Origin of the sequence: Bradyrhizobium sp. SZCCHNS30572 (genome assembly GCF_032484415.1) — a bacterium.
GTDB lineage: Bacteria > Pseudomonadota > Alphaproteobacteria > Rhizobiales > Xanthobacteraceae > Bradyrhizobium.
Genome location: NZ_JAUESY010000006.1, coordinates 284,888 through 297,921 on the forward strand (window position 1 = coordinate 284,888; position 13,034 = coordinate 297,921).

The following is a 13,034-nucleotide window of genomic DNA, read 5'->3' on the forward strand; positions in this document are numbered from 1 at the left end:
GTTCGACCGTGGAAGGCCTCCATCCCGAAAGTCGTCGTTGGGGCTCAAGACGATCAAGATATAAGATCTCGCGGACAAATTGCGGCGAGATCCGCCATATCGTGAGTAAGAGGGGGCATCCCGCGATATCTACGCGATTTCGTTCTTCTCAGCTTGCCGGCAGATGCCGTCAAGAACGGGCCTGCCTGGCGCTGGCAATGCTCAACGCCACACGTTCAATACGCTTCACGTCGAGATTGGCATTCCCGGCATGCTGTCACACTTCCTAATGGGCGACGCGCTGGAGGGTGTTTCGGCGAAGTAACTGGACTGAACATTGCAAACGGGTCGGCGTGACGAGAGGCACAGGAGACGATTAGCCATCATGTGTTTAAGCTTTTTAGAGCTGAGCTTGGCGCTTTGCCTTGCATCGACCGCACGCGATCGCAAGCCATGACGAGCAAGATACACGAGGGCGGACCGAAGCTGTCGAATTTTCTATCTGATTGCATCGGGATCATTTCTTTGTCTCCCGCCTCGGTACTAGAAAACACCGTCACGTCGCAGCGCCGCGTTGTCGCAGCGCGGCGTTTGTCGCTTTAGGTTGTGAGGGTGCCCGCTTCTCCGCCTCGCATTTTGGCATACTGGTCGTAATCGACGATATCCGTTAGCTGGCGCATGGCAACGTAGTCATCTATTCGCTGAAATATCACGGATTGACCGAGGCCACCGCTCGCCGCGTCGATAGCCCAGCCGTTGCATTCGACCCATGCGTGATGGCCAAGCGGCTGACCGTTGCTGGTGATGATCGGGCAATAGCCAGCCCTGCATTTAATATAGTCCGCGAGTTCGACATCTCCAAAATCAAACTGAATTTGCTTAACGATCGCGAAACAATTATGTTTGCCTTGATAAGCGAAGAGGAAGCGCTTTAACATTCCTCGCTGCAGCAACTCACAAAATGCTTTCGCTGGGCCGCAGTCGTACTTGTCCGCCTCCACGACATGTATCGTCACGCCATGGACGGTGCGTTGTGCAACGGAGCGATGGCGGCCATCATCGAGCTCCACTGAGCCTTGGTCCGCTGACGCTTTTCCGAGGCCGAACGTCTGGCGCACGTCTTCGCGGACGATGGGCAAAATCTCTTCGTTGCGTTTCTCGGAGCACGATGGGCACAGTATAGAGGTTACCATCGCCGGCGGCGTGCCAAAGAAGATCACTACGCAATTATCGATTGAACGGACCTCGTTGCCGCAGTCTTTGTTCCCACATAGGCGTGACGGCTCAACCGTTGCGAGTTGTTGGACGAGCGACGGTAGCTGCTCTCGATAGGATAGAGCCCGCCGTTCCGGCCGCGAGATGACAACTTGGACAGAACCATCACCGAAAGCGTCGATGCGCTCTTTGCGCATTCTAAGCTCACGCTCATTAAACTTGCCCATGGGACATGCTCCTGATCAGCTTGCGCGACGGGGATCTATCGTCGCAATAGTTGGTCAGTGTTGTGACCAACCAACGTTCGCCGCGTGCGGGCCAATGCGAATCATTTATCGGAGACGCTGTCGACGCGCCGTAGACCCGGCTCTTGTGGGAATCGCGCTTTACGCAGCATCCGGGGCGGCCAGGTGGTCCGCTATCCGGCGATGTTCGTCGGCCAGTTGACCAATGATCCGGTCCGCTAGGCTGTAGGCGTGCACCCGACGTTGTTGGTCCTCGGCATCGTCTCCACCATAGGACGCCTTCCGAAGCAACTGCAGTGCGACGACGATCGGGTATTCTATGTCCGAGAACTGGACGGCAAATGCTGTCTGGCGAATGTAATGAAGTGCGTCGAGAAGGTTGGCTGCATCTCGTTCGGGCCGCGGCGGGACTGCGGGCGCGCGCAGCGCTTTCAGTTCGTAGACCTCGTCGGCCAATCGCATCCAATCTTTACCGGCGACGAGGCAGGTGTCCATCATCAATGAGACGTCTAGAGCTGCAGGATCGACGGTCAAAGGTCCGTAGTCCACGGATGCGAAATCGATCAGGATCGCGTCCGCGCCGGCAATGCGAACGTTGTTGCCGTGAAGGTCGCCATGCGTAGTTCCGTAGCGATACTTGATCGCTGGCAGCGCCATGAGCATGGCATCGAGCTCTTCGAATGAGCGGACGGATGCTCCTGCCGAGAGCTGGCGCTTTTCCAGCCTCCTCTTCCGCCTAATATTGTACGTGGTGGGCCGTGACCGGCGAAGGCGATGTAGAACGTTCCCGTCGGCGACGTATTGGTTGTCGTAGAACGACTGACGCCGCCAACCGCGCAACGCGCCTTCGAATAGGGAGTGAAGCGCGTCGCGCCCCGCGCCGCGGTCGATCGCCTCTATCAGCGACTCGGACTGTTCGACGAAATTGCCGACGATCACGCCGCTAGAGTGCGAAAGCAGACAACGCTCGTCGTCGAGGTTTGGCCTCTGGTTGAACGGAACATGCAGCGTCGTGCACTGCCGATAGTTGTCGAGCTCGCGCTCGATTGACTTGCGGTCGTCGAACTTCACGAAGAAGGGCAGCGGAATCGGTCCGACCCGAGAATTCAGCAGGCTCGCGAATGCGCAGAAGACCTTGGCGCTCCCCGTGGATTGCTTCACCAGCTTGACCGCAGAGCAGTCACCGAAAGCGCGCTTTAGGAGGGTCTCCTCTTCCGACGATAGCGACTGGCCGCCGACCACCTGCAGCGACCCGTTGATCGCGGGCTGTTCCCGCAAGCGGACGATGTCTTCGACCAGTTCGCTCTCCTCGCCGCGTGGCGAGATGCCAACGATTCCCTCGAGCCGCCATTTTTTGAGGGCGACCGCGACGGCCGTGGCGTCGTTGAACGAACACGACACGAACGCCGCAAGTCCATGCGCGAGAGCTGCTTGCAGCACCGCTTCGGTGCCGTTTTGTAGTGCCGCGGCTGCCGAGCCGTCGTCCAATGCTACGATTACTGCACGGCCGTCCCGCAGATGCGGCTCCGACGGATGCCCAGTGAGATTCTCGATCTCGAGTTTCGCGAATCTACACGCGTCTAGGCACCCCTGTCCCGGGTCTCCCCCGCTCCAGATGATTTTCCGCCTACGCGCGTTCATTGGGCGGCGCCTCCGAAGGCCGTCGGAGGTTTCGAGAAAACGCTCGGGCTGGATTGCGAAAGGTCAATCGTGTCGGTGTCGCTCACAAGGCGATCGGGCTGGTCGCCAGCGCCTTCGACGATGATTCCGTGGCCGGCCGGAATCCGGGCGAGGAGGCGTAACTGGATGACGGTTATCGTTGGACCGGGCGCTTCGAGACGTCGGCCGTTAAGCAGGATCGAATATCGCCGCTCCTCGTTCATCACGCCCTCCTGTCGACGTTCGATGAGCGCGGAGCATCCGGTGCCTTCGCCAGCCCGAAGCGGGAACCTTTCTCGGAGGAAACCGCCACACGGTCGGCCACGAGCGCTTGGCAAGTCCAAAGCGCCTCCCAAGGGATAAGGTCCAATCGTGTGGCGAGATCGGCGTAATGCGCGTGCTGTTGTCCCGGAGCGGGAAGCAGCTTGTGGATGCGCCGCTTGAGCTCTTCGCTCCGCCAAGAATGCGGATCCGATGCGTCGCACCAAATCAGCCTGTTTCGCCAGAGGATGAAATGGGCCTTGCAGCCGCTTTCTCTCCACACCGACGGAAAGAGTGTCAGGCTATCTTCCCGGTCGTAGATTTTCCAGGCGGGGCCTGTTCTCGGATCGAGGTTCACGCTGATGACCTCCCCACAGCCGTCGGGGCATCGTATCGCCAACGATCTCAGTGCGCCCCGCCGGACCAGCGCCACGTCGCCGGCCTGCGGCACGAGATCGACGGCGTCGGAATGCCTTTCGGCGGTGCCGCGCAGATTGATCGACTTCGCTCTAGCCATGGCGGCGCACCGGGAGCGGTTCGAGGTCCCGTCTGCCCGCCGGCGAGTCCGGCCCGCAGAAATTGCAGGTCGGATTCCGTTCGGCGGCGACGCCTGAAAGGCGCTGTCGGTTGCCGTCGTAAACTAAGAAACGCGGCGGCGCGTCCAGGCCGGTCACCATCGAAAGGAACATGGTGACCGCGGCCGACGCGACCGTGGAGTTGATGCTGATGATCGCGGGCTGCACCAGGCGAGCGCCGACCACGTAGGGATCGGCCTTTCGCTGATCCGGCGTCATCATCTCCTCGCGGATTTGGTTGGGGTTCAGATGATTGAGGCACCAAAGGCAGGCCTCGCCATCCTTGAGCGCCTTCACATGGCCGGCGAAACTTACCACGGATCCGGACGCGTCGACGACGACTCCCATGTCGATCGCGGGGATGCCGTATTGGTATGCGAGTTGGTTGATGACGTGCCGACTGGCGTGCGAGTCCGTGCAGCAGAAGATGAAGTCGCGTTCGGTGAGGCGCTTGGCGGGAGCCGCGTCGACCACGTCTCCAACAATCTCCTCAACGCGCGCATCGGGCCTTATGGAACGGATCATTCGGGCCGCCACGGAGACCTTGGGTTCTCCAACCGATTTCGGCGTCGATCCCACGGTCCGGTTGAGGTTGGTCGTCTCGACCGCATCCGGGTCGACGAGCAGAAAGTCCGAGACGCCCAGATGGGCAAGCTGCTGGACCACGACGGATCCCGTCCCGCCCAGCCCGACGACGGCGAGGCGCAGCCGTGCCAGCGCGGCCTGGCCCTCTTCACCGAATGCGCGGATCTGACGGTCGTAGGTCGCCGCGGCATCGTACTGGCTTTCCGTCAATTTAACGGTCTCCTTGGTGCCCAGTCTCCGAGCGGCTGCCGTTTCGCTGCCGAAAACGAGCGCGCAGTGCGGAACACCGGGTATCCGGCCTTCCGCATATTTGGCCAGCTCAATCTCGGCGTTGTCGTCAATGGATGAGAAGGCCACATTCTTAGTTTGGTGCGGATGCGTGTGGCAGTATACCAGCGACAAGCCCTGGATGCGCGCCTTCTTTTCGAAGGGCAGTCCGAAAGCTGGATCCACCACGACCGCCGTCGCGGTCCGAACCAACGACGCCTCGGGCGGCACGACATGCATCTCCCGGACGGTCAGGCGCCAATCGCCTTCCGAGAGCCCCGGCTGGCAGAGCAAGATTGCCGCAGTCTCGAGGTCGTCGTGCCAGATGCCGTCGCGCAACCGGCGCAGCATTCCGTCCGGAAAAATCAGTTCGATCATAGTGGGCGTCGCAGCCGGTCGATCACGATGGAAACGAAGGTCATCAGGTCGTCCCTATTGGGATTCCAGTTCGATTGTCCGCCGACAATGTGCCACGAGAACCACCGACCGATAATGTCGGTTTCCGGGATCTGCTGGACGTTGCTGGCCTGAGGCTGGCCACCGCCAGCGAGCGTCAACATCTGGTCCGCCCAGAAGCAGTCGGGCGGCGGCCCCGGGTAGCCGACGGGCACCAGAAAGTGGACATTGGTCGATGCGGCGGACCAGCCCGGCGGCAACAAGATGCCCGGAATCGAGACCAGCGCGCTGCCGGAAGGCAGACCCTGCAGAGTAGCTGCAGGGTAGCGTTCCTTCACCCGTTCGAATTGCCGTTCGGTGATACGCGACAGCTGCATCAGCGCGCCCCGAAGTTGGTCGGCGGCTTGGAGAAAAAATGCTTGACCGGATGCGCGGAGTCGACCTTGAGGGAGACTGTCTGGCCGTCCTCGATCACCTTGTCCTCCCAGTCTCCATGGCCTTCCTCGATCAGAGTGTGACTCAGATCGAACTCCGGATCGACCGCCTTAATCATCGCCTTGATCTGAGCACCGGTCGCCGTCGCCGTGGCCGACCGAATCTCGTGCTTTTTGTAGAAGAAATAGTGCCGCTGTCGCTCGAGCTTCAGATGGAGCTCGTTCGCGTCGCCGGCCACCGACCCCAGCGTCTCCGGGTCTCTCAAGGCCTTGTGCTCGTGGAACAGGCCGAAGGTAATTAGCTCGCCCTTCTCGTCGGTCCCTTCCGTCAGGCCGAAAGCGACCAGAACCCGCGATTTGAAGGATCCGACGGATTCGTCGCGGTGAACCTTGTGGTCATGCAGTTTGTCGTCGTCCTCGGGATAACGGACCTTTACGTCGATCTTGCCGGCCTCGCTCATATTCATGTCCTCCAGCGGCCGCGCGCCGAAGGGCCGCCCGCCCGGAATCAGATCGCAGATTCGGTCCCAAAGGTCAAATTTTCTGTTTCGTAACGGGTAACAGTTTTATTTTTCTGTGCATATTACAGCGGATTAAGTTGCGCGGGCCGAGGAAAAGTGTTTCCCATTGCTAAACGAATCAACGGGTCCGCCTTGCTTGTCTTGTTCGAAAGCGCTGCCGACCAGCGCCTTTTCTGTTCGGCAGAACTGCTCGAACGGCGTTTCGGCCCCCTTCTGTCGAAGAAGATCAAGGTGCGATTGCATATGCTCAGGGCCGCACCGACCCTGGCATTGGTTCCGACTTGCCAACCTTTCTGCCTCAAGAAGACGTCTCGTGGCGATTTCACGCTGAATCTGTCTCCTCCGAAGGTCCTTCGCTTCGCGACTCAACACCGGCGTGGCGATCCTACCACTGCAATCAAGACGGTCAGGCTTCTCGGCGTCGAATGATCGGCCGCAGCAGTTCAAAGGGGAATCATGACAAGTGAGCAATATACATTCGAGCCGGACTATTCGATCAGCCCAGGGGCGGCTTTGGAAGAAAGCCTCGAGGCCATGGGAATTTCAGCTCGCGAGCTCGCCCGCAGGTGCGGGCGGTCCGCGAAGCTAATAGTCGAGATACTCGCCGGAAAGGCGCCTCTCGAACCTGAGACGGCATTGCAGTTCGAGCGGGTCACCGACGTGAGCGCGGCTGTCTGGCTCGGCATGGAGACCCAATACAGGCTTGACCTGGCCCGGAAGGAGGAGGACCAGCAACTTGCCGGTCGCTATGACTGGGCGAAGGACTTCCCGCTCAAGGAGATGAAGGAAAGAGGGCTTATCGATCCGCCGAAGGACAATGCCGATGCCGTCAGGCAGCTTCTCAGGTACTTCGGCGTCGGCAGCATCGATGCCTGCGAGGCGAGGTTCGACTCTCTTTCTCTCTCTTACCGGCATTCTCCGACTTACGTGACGGATCGAAACTCTCTTTTCGTGTGGCTAAGACTTGGGGAGATGGAGGCGGATTCCATCGAGTGCGCAGAGTACGACAGGGCGACGTTTCTCAAGTCGCTCACGCAGATACGCTCTCTCACATTGGAGAGCATCGAAGTGTTCCTGCCTAAGATAGAGCGCTTGTGCGCAAAGGCCGGGGTAGCATTCGTTGTTACGAAGCCCGTAGGCAAGATTGCGCTCAGCGGAGTGTCCCGTTGGCTTTCACCACGCAAGGCGATGATCCAACAGACTTTGCGCCACAAGGCGAACGATCATTTTTGGTTCACGTTCTTCCACGAAGCGCGCCATGTTCTCCACGGCAGCCGAAAGACAGTGTTCGTGGACGGAACTGGATTGGAAGGGGCGTCATCGGAGGAAGAGGAAGAAGCAAACGCCTGGTCCGCCGAATTCCTGGTTCCGCAGGCTGAGCTCTCCAAATTTGTGGCTGCCGGAGATCTGTCTGAAAGAGCCGTACGGTCGTTTGCTAACGAATTGGGTATCGCCCCGGGGATCGTTGTCGGTCAGTTGCAGAAGCGCAACTATTTGCGTTACGGGCAACTCAGCGGCTTGATTGAACGTTTCGAGTGGACGCGAACATAATCCTCTGTGCATGCTGCGGTCTAGAAGCGGGACCTACTCGGTCACCCTCCTCTGCGCAGAAAGCGGACGCGCAAGATGGGAGAGATACCGTTCGATCAAGAACAGGTCGACGGCAACTCGGTGAACTGGTCATTGCGCACGCGACATCTCATCGAACTGGGCGGTCTGGTCGTCAAAGCCGGTATCGTGGACTTGACTGGCACCGACCGCGCCACGACCCTTGGCGCGCTGATCTGGATCGCCGAAAAACTCAAAGGTGAACAGAGCAAACAGGCCCGCGCACTCCGGGTCTGAAAGGGAATACAGGCGTTTGAAGTGGACTCAGCAGCGCAGGTACCCACAGATGGTGTGTCGAGGTGCGCTTTTTTTGAAGCGGATCGCCATCGCATGTCACTCGACGCTCGGCACCAAGCCTTTGCCGCCAGAAAGGGATGCCAGCTCGCCGCTTAGATCGCTCCACGAATAGGTCTTAGCATCGAGCCCGAGAAACTTCGAGCTCAACGTGCTATCCGCCGAAACGGTCTCGATCATCTCGGTGAATTGCGGCTTAGGGGACGTGAAGCTCGCGAGCTCGTAAGCCCTTTGCACCTCTTCCCGATAGTCCGCGGTCCGACGATCCCAAGCCAACCTCAAGGCGGTTTCGAACGTGTCGTCCAGTGTGGGTTGCGCCGCAACGATCCCGCTGAGTAGGTCGGCATCGAGGAGGGCGTCCGTTATCCCCTGAGCGGTCACCGAGTCCTTGTGGGACCATGCGTCGCCTATCAGGCAAGCCTGGTTCCCCGGCATGCGACGGATGAATGTGGGCTGGTTGACGGCTCTGCGATAGTCCTCGAGAACTTCGGCTTCGCGGGGTAGCTCGACGTAGCGGGACAAGCGTGCAGCACCGTCCTTCAGAAGTCGATGCGGATCCCGCCTGAAGTCCTTGAAGGTCTTGGAAGGTCTCTGCACGACGTAGATCATGTCGCCGTCGGTGGTGGGCACGCAGGCCTGAGCCCCCCAGTCATCGACGACGATGAAGCATTCGCTGCCCACCGTGTTCGGGACGTACTTGTACAGAGTGAAGGTGATCGAGCTCATGAACAATTCGAACCCGGCATCCAGGTTCGAGGCGACGCTCGACATCATTCCATCGGCCCCGACCAAGAGCGGCGCCTGGACGCTCCGAATCCCGTCCGGACCGGTCGCCGAAACGGCCCAGACGCCGCGGGCGAAGCTCATGTCGCGGACGTCGTGATGATACCTCAGATCGGCTCCCGCCCCGATCGCTAGCGCTCCGAGCATGGGATCGAGGGCGGTCCTCTTCACGCAGATGCTGGAGAGCCGCGAATTCGATCCCCAGGGCAAACCCGAAACGACTGTGCCGTGGAGTATCAGGCTGATCTTCGTCAGAAACGGTGCGCCCAGCTTTTCGAGTTCGGGCAGGACCCCCCATCGGTCCAGGAGGCGGACGCCGGCGAGCTGCAGAGTATGCGTCGACCTATTCTCGAAATCCGCCGCGTGGCGCTCGAATACGCACACCTTGAGCCCCTGTCGGGCGAGGAGCATCGCCAGTGGCGCACCGGCGCAGCGACCGCCGACCACGACCGCGTCGTATCTATCCGGCATCGCAGCCCAGCAGCTTGCAGACCTGCAGCCATTGATCCTCGGAAGCTCCTTCGATCAACGAATGCCTGACGCCGAGAGCGTTCAGCCAGAACAAAGTTCGTTGGTAGACGAGTTCGCCGTAACGATGGTCTGTTTCACGTACGCCGTCGGCGTGTCGGACGCTCTGATGGTGGAGCACGAAGACGTGTGAGTAGTTATACCTGTGCGCTTTGCGCAGGTAATTTGCCATGCAGTTTACCACCAGCGGAGGGCAGGGTACACTTTTGTATGACGCCACCGCGTCGACATGTATCAGCGGATCGAAAATAGTGCGGTCGGCCACGAACTGAACAAGGTCAGATTCCATCGCTACCTGTGCCATCGTCATTAGCAGTTGCGTTTCAAGGCTGCTCCCGGCTCCCAACGTATGCCCGCGGTCGTGAAAGTCTCTTGCAATCTCGAAGACCGGCGGCACTCCGAGAAAGGCGGATAGGCGGCGGGTAAGCGTCGACTTCCCGACGCCGGGAGCGCCGGTGATACCGATCCTCAAACGACCCGGAGTGCCAGGTCTGAAGACGTCCAAAACGTCGTTGTGAAGCATGGGTTCTAGATTCTATTTCAACTCGAGGTTACACTAAGTCATGCAATCCAAAAAGCAGTTGGTGGCGAGCGCCATGATTCCCGATCAGCAAGGGCGGGTATTTGTTCAGAAGCGAAGCATGACGCGCCGGATGTTTCCGGGGTGTTGGGATCTCGTAGGCGGCCACGTGGAGGACGACGAGGAAGTGATCGCCGCCTTGGCGCGAGAGATCGAGGAAGAGACCGGCTGGGTGCTCAGGAAAGTTGTCCGCGAACTCCGCGTGAAGCCTTGGTCGGACGGTCCGAAGGAGTATTTGGAGAGGCAATTCATCGTGGAGATCGACGGCGATCTTCACCGCCCGATGCTCGAGGACGGCAAGGTCTCGGAATGGATGTGGGCGGACCGCACCAACGTTGAAAGGCTCATGGAAAATCGCGCTCCCAACGATCGCCTGATCTATGAATCCGTCTTGGAGGCTCTCGACGTCCTGCAGCCGAAATAGGTCCGAACCAGCGACGAAGGGCTTGAATTCCGGACGAGGTGAACTCCGCCACCCAGACCAACCGCGATCCGGATAGACGTGTGTCAGGCGTATGCTGACGTGCGGTATCATTGCCTTGGTCGGAAGGGCTCAATTGCTCCTTCCTAACGAATAGATGTACGGGGTCTTTCCATCTCCGCCAGGTTGTGACAATATTTCGTTTTTATTTGGCGGAGATTCAATTTCTTGAAGATCGTTTTGCCACGCGTTTCGGAGTCCGCCGAACTCCGCAACGGAGGCTTGAAGTCGGACCCGGCGCACCGCCCTGATCTGGCCACACACGCGGCTTCTACGCGGCTCCGCCGCGTGATCAACGACCAATTTCGCGACGCCTGCAAGAAGTTCGATCAAGGTGCCTATCCTTGGCTGCTGATCGAGAATTTCTTCGATCCTGGAGAGTTGCCCGAAACCCCGACGACGATCGAGCCGGCGGAGAATGACGAATCCTGGTGGTCCGGCGCCTATGCGGCCCTGGCTGCCATCGATGCCATCAGGCATAGGCCGGTATCCTATCGGTGCGAGAACAGCGGTCACCTGTTCGTGCACCTGACGGGGCTGCCGGGCGAAGGCCGGCTCGCGGAAAAATCTCGCGCTAAGATGCGCGGGCACACTGATGCGTGCAGCTTTCCGTTTCCGAGCGAGTTCAAGGACGGCGATACGATATCTCCGTCTCCCGACGTGGTGATCCTGATCGGATACAGAAATCCGGATGGCATTCCCACTCATCTGGCACCGCTCGCGAGCATTGCGGACAAGCTGACGCCCGCGGAAATCGCCGAGCTCGGGAAGCCCCACTTCAGTATCGGCTCGCAGAATACGTTTAAGACGGATCACATTCTCGTCGATGCACCGATCATGAGCTTCGATTCGGCGCGCGGCGGGTGGTCGATCAGGTTCAGTCATAAAAAGTGCACCGCGGATCCCGACATTCCAGCCGCGGTCAAGGCGCTCGAGGCTCTCAAAGAAGCCGCCTCGGCATCCTTCGAAGCGATTGTCGTCAATCCGGGCAGCGTTTTCTTGATCAACAACAGAAGCGCGCTTCACGGCAGAGCCGAGGTCGGGGGCGAGATCGGCGGAAAGAGCCGGTGGCTCATGCGCACGTACGCAAACCGCGCCGACACGCCCGCTTACGTCGAAGATCCTGACCGTCCCTTCCTCCTTTCGCCGTAAACCAGCGGCGGTCCTTCGTTGTCTTCCGGACCACCGCTGTGGGCGCACGTTCGTCCCGCTCAAGCCCGACGCCGGTCGGAGCTTCGAAGTTCTCCGCTGCGGACCGCGTCACACACTTTCCTGAGTCCTTCCACGTACTTATCGACGATCCCTTCGTCCTCCGGAAATGCCCATACCGGCAGTTTCACGGCTGAAGCCCAATACTGCCGAGAAGCCGGATTTTTTCCGTCCGTTCTGCGCAATGGCTGGGGAAAATGATCGAGGCGCGCCATTCCCTGTTCGGGTACAGTGTACAAGGCGAGATCCGAAACGGGCCGTATCGAATTCGGAACGTCGACCTCCCTCAAGCCTTCTGCATGGAGCGCCTCGACGAACAGGTCGCGATCTGCGTTCGTTTCGGTTCCATCGAAGCGGAACGTATATGCGTACCAGCTCGGTGTCGTCCCGGAGATCTTAGGCGCCGACACGAACGGATATTCGTGTAGCGCCTCATCGAACTTCGCGGCGAACTTTGATTTTTGCGCAATCCAGTGATCGAGATGACCGAACTGTTCGAGTGCCATGGCGATCGCCAATGGATGCGCGCGCAGCTTCAGCCCGAAACCAGTAAGCGCGAACTGGTAGAGAGGATCGTTTCGGTCGATCTCCTCCCGGCAGCGCTTGTTGTATTGCCCCTGCAGCTGAGCGCGGTTGTAGATTGTCCTGTCGCTGGTTGTCAGGATGCCACCTTCGCCGCCGGTCACGAGCTTCTGAGCCTGAAGGCTCCAGGCGGCCGCCGCCCCGAAGGTGCCAACCAAACGCTGGCCGAACTTGGCGCCGTGAGCATGAGAGCAGTCTTCGACCAGAGCCACGCCGTTCTTCGAGCAAAGCTCGGTGATCCTGTCCATCTGGCACGGCACGCCCCACATGTGCGTGACCACGACGGCCTTCGTCCTGGACGAAATCAAACGCTCTAGTTCGATTGGATCGAGATTGCCATTCTGATCGACGTCGCAGAAGAGAGGGCGAACGCCCAAATAAGCCAGAGGGCCGGAAGTCGCGAAGAAAGAGTAATCGGCGCAGATGACCTCGTCCTCAGGGCCCAGGCCGAGCCCTTCGTAGATGCCGAACAGCGCAGAGGTGCCCGAGTTCGTGACGAGAGCGAACTTCGTGCCGTGATATCGGACGAATTTTTCTTCGAATTCCTTGAATATTCCGCTTCGATCGTAGATCGAGACCGTTCGGCCGAGCTGATCGTTGATCGCTTGGCGGGTCAGGTCGGTGATGACCGGCCAGACGTAGTGTGACGCCGACGGGGCGATGATCGGAGAGCCACCATGCAATGCAAGCATTTTCGACTCCGACGATATGTCTTGATAGAAGTTGATATATGATTAACAGGGTCTCCGTCAAGGGGGGGGCTCAGGCTGTCGGCCGGGTCGACGGGAATATTGTAGTAGTTTCAAGGTGTTGTAACGTTTCGCCTCTGGCC

Annotated in this window: 15 protein-coding genes; 5 read left to right on the forward strand and 10 right to left on the reverse strand. The window is 59.4% G+C overall.

Going from position 1 to position 13,034, the window contains the following annotated elements:
* Positions 1 to 578: 578 nt before the first annotated feature.
* The 7 genes from QX048_RS18380 to QX048_RS18410 all read right to left on the reverse strand — a co-directional run bounded on the left by QX048_RS18380 (position 579) and on the right by QX048_RS18410 (position 6,077).
* Entirely contained in the window at positions 579 to 1,421 is an 843-nt protein-coding gene (locus tag QX048_RS18380) for a hypothetical protein (RefSeq protein ID WP_316200592.1), read from the reverse strand.
* Positions 1,422 to 1,580: 159 nt separating this feature from the next.
* Complete coding sequence (locus QX048_RS18385; protein WP_316200593.1) at positions 1,581 to 2,927, reverse strand: phosphotransferase; 1,347 nt, start codon at positions 2,925 to 2,927, stop codon at positions 1,581 to 1,583.
* Between the two features lie 149 nt (positions 2,928 to 3,076).
* Positions 3,077 to 3,322, reverse strand: a complete 246-nt coding sequence (locus QX048_RS18390) for a multiubiquitin domain-containing protein (RefSeq protein WP_316200594.1) — start codon at positions 3,320 to 3,322, stop codon at positions 3,077 to 3,079.
* Positions 3,322 to 3,876, reverse strand: coding sequence for a DUF6527 family protein (locus QX048_RS18395; RefSeq protein WP_316200595.1), 555 nt, complete (start codon positions 3,874 to 3,876; stop codon positions 3,322 to 3,324). Before QX048_RS18395 ends, QX048_RS18390 begins: the two co-directional genes overlap by 1 nt.
* A complete protein-coding gene (locus QX048_RS18400) occupies positions 3,869 to 5,164 on the reverse strand; it encodes a ThiF family adenylyltransferase (RefSeq protein WP_316200596.1) in 1,296 nt (431 codons plus the stop codon). Before QX048_RS18400 ends, QX048_RS18395 begins: the two co-directional genes overlap by 8 nt.
* Positions 5,161 to 5,559, reverse strand: coding sequence for an E2/UBC family protein (locus QX048_RS18405; RefSeq protein WP_316200597.1), 399 nt, complete (start codon positions 5,557 to 5,559; stop codon positions 5,161 to 5,163). The genes QX048_RS18400 and QX048_RS18405 overlap by 4 nt, the downstream gene beginning before the upstream one ends.
* Complete coding sequence (locus tag QX048_RS18410) at positions 5,559 to 6,077, reverse strand: hypothetical protein (protein ID WP_316200598.1); 519 nt, start codon at positions 6,075 to 6,077, stop codon at positions 5,559 to 5,561. The genes QX048_RS18405 and QX048_RS18410 overlap by 1 nt, the downstream gene beginning before the upstream one ends.
* A 156-nt stretch (positions 6,078 to 6,233) precedes the next feature.
* Here QX048_RS18410 and QX048_RS18415 point away from each other — a divergent pair, with 156 nt between their 5' ends.
* The 3 genes from QX048_RS18415 (at position 6,234) to QX048_RS18425 (ending at position 7,982) form a co-directional block, all read left to right on the forward strand.
* Positions 6,234 to 6,566 (forward strand): hypothetical protein, encoded by a 333-nt coding sequence (locus QX048_RS18415; protein ID WP_316200599.1) that lies wholly within the window; start codon positions 6,234 to 6,236, stop codon positions 6,564 to 6,566.
* A gap of 27 nt (positions 6,567 to 6,593) precedes the next feature.
* The gene (locus QX048_RS18420) at positions 6,594 to 7,688 is read left to right on the forward strand and encodes a HigA family addiction module antitoxin (protein WP_316200600.1); all 1,095 of its coding nucleotides are present in this window, start codon (positions 6,594 to 6,596) and stop codon (positions 7,686 to 7,688) included.
* A 75-nt stretch (positions 7,689 to 7,763) separates the two neighbouring features.
* Positions 7,764 to 7,982 (forward strand): conjugal transfer protein TraD, encoded by a 219-nt coding sequence (locus tag QX048_RS18425; protein WP_316200601.1) that lies wholly within the window; start codon positions 7,764 to 7,766, stop codon positions 7,980 to 7,982.
* 96 nt (positions 7,983 to 8,078) lie between these two features.
* Here the strand turns inward: QX048_RS18425 and QX048_RS18430 are convergent, their stop codons facing one another.
* Together QX048_RS18430 and QX048_RS18435 are read right to left on the reverse strand one after the other, a co-directional pair.
* The gene (locus tag QX048_RS18430; RefSeq protein ID WP_316200602.1) at positions 8,079 to 9,293 is read right to left on the reverse strand and encodes an FAD-dependent oxidoreductase; all 1,215 of its coding nucleotides are present in this window, start codon (positions 9,291 to 9,293) and stop codon (positions 8,079 to 8,081) included.
* A complete protein-coding gene (locus QX048_RS18435; RefSeq protein WP_316200603.1) occupies positions 9,283 to 9,873 on the reverse strand; it encodes an AAA family ATPase in 591 nt (196 codons plus the stop codon). Before QX048_RS18435 ends, QX048_RS18430 begins: the two co-directional genes overlap by 11 nt.
* A 40-nt stretch (positions 9,874 to 9,913) precedes the next feature.
* On the opposite strand from QX048_RS18435, the gene QX048_RS18440 reads away from it, so the two are divergent.
* Both QX048_RS18440 and QX048_RS18445 read left to right on the forward strand, forming a co-directional pair.
* Complete coding sequence (locus tag QX048_RS18440; RefSeq protein WP_316200604.1) at positions 9,914 to 10,354, forward strand: NUDIX domain-containing protein; 441 nt, start codon at positions 9,914 to 9,916, stop codon at positions 10,352 to 10,354.
* Positions 10,355 to 10,579: 225 nt separating this feature from the next.
* Entirely contained in the window at positions 10,580 to 11,563 is a 984-nt protein-coding gene (locus QX048_RS18445; protein WP_316200605.1) for a hypothetical protein, read from the forward strand.
* A 59-nt stretch (positions 11,564 to 11,622) separates the two neighbouring features.
* Here the strand turns inward: QX048_RS18445 and QX048_RS18450 are convergent, their stop codons facing one another.
* Positions 11,623 to 12,894, reverse strand: coding sequence for a DegT/DnrJ/EryC1/StrS family aminotransferase (locus tag QX048_RS18450; RefSeq protein WP_316200606.1), 1,272 nt, complete (start codon positions 12,892 to 12,894; stop codon positions 11,623 to 11,625).
* Positions 12,895 to 13,034 lie beyond the last annotated feature (140 nt).

Bases quoted from the DNA above. Each gene is read 5' to 3' on its own strand.
- QX048_RS18420 (WP_316200600.1), top strand. From the start codon at position 6,594: ATGACAAGTGAGCAATATACATTCGAGCCGGACTATTCGATCAGCCCA.
- QX048_RS18380 (WP_316200592.1), bottom strand. From the start codon at position 1,421: ATGGGCAAGTTTAATGAGCGTGAGCTTAGAATGCGCAAAGAGCGCATC.
- QX048_RS18440 (WP_316200604.1), top strand. From the start codon at position 9,914: ATGCAATCCAAAAAGCAGTTGGTGGCGAGCGCCATGATTCCCGATCAG.
- QX048_RS18430 (WP_316200602.1), bottom strand. From the start codon at position 9,293: ATGCCGGATAGATACGACGCGGTCGTGGTCGGCGGTCGCTGCGCCGGT.
- QX048_RS18435 (WP_316200603.1), bottom strand. From the start codon at position 9,873: ATGCTTCACAACGACGTTTTGGACGTCTTCAGACCTGGCACTCCGGGT.
- QX048_RS18395 (WP_316200595.1), bottom strand. From the start codon at position 3,876: ATGGCTAGAGCGAAGTCGATCAATCTGCGCGGCACCGCCGAAAGGCAT.
- QX048_RS18425 (WP_316200601.1), top strand. From the start codon at position 7,764: ATGGGAGAGATACCGTTCGATCAAGAACAGGTCGACGGCAACTCGGTG.
- QX048_RS18410 (WP_316200598.1), bottom strand. From the start codon at position 6,077: ATGAGCGAGGCCGGCAAGATCGACGTAAAGGTCCGTTATCCCGAGGAC.
- QX048_RS18390 (WP_316200594.1), bottom strand. From the start codon at position 3,322: ATGAACGAGGAGCGGCGATATTCGATCCTGCTTAACGGCCGACGTCTC.
- QX048_RS18405 (WP_316200597.1), bottom strand. From the start codon at position 5,559: ATGCAGCTGTCGCGTATCACCGAACGGCAATTCGAACGGGTGAAGGAA.
- QX048_RS18450 (WP_316200606.1), bottom strand. From the start codon at position 12,894: ATGCTTGCATTGCATGGTGGCTCTCCGATCATCGCCCCGTCGGCGTCA.
- QX048_RS18400 (WP_316200596.1), bottom strand. From the start codon at position 5,164: ATGATCGAACTGATTTTTCCGGACGGAATGCTGCGCCGGTTGCGCGAC.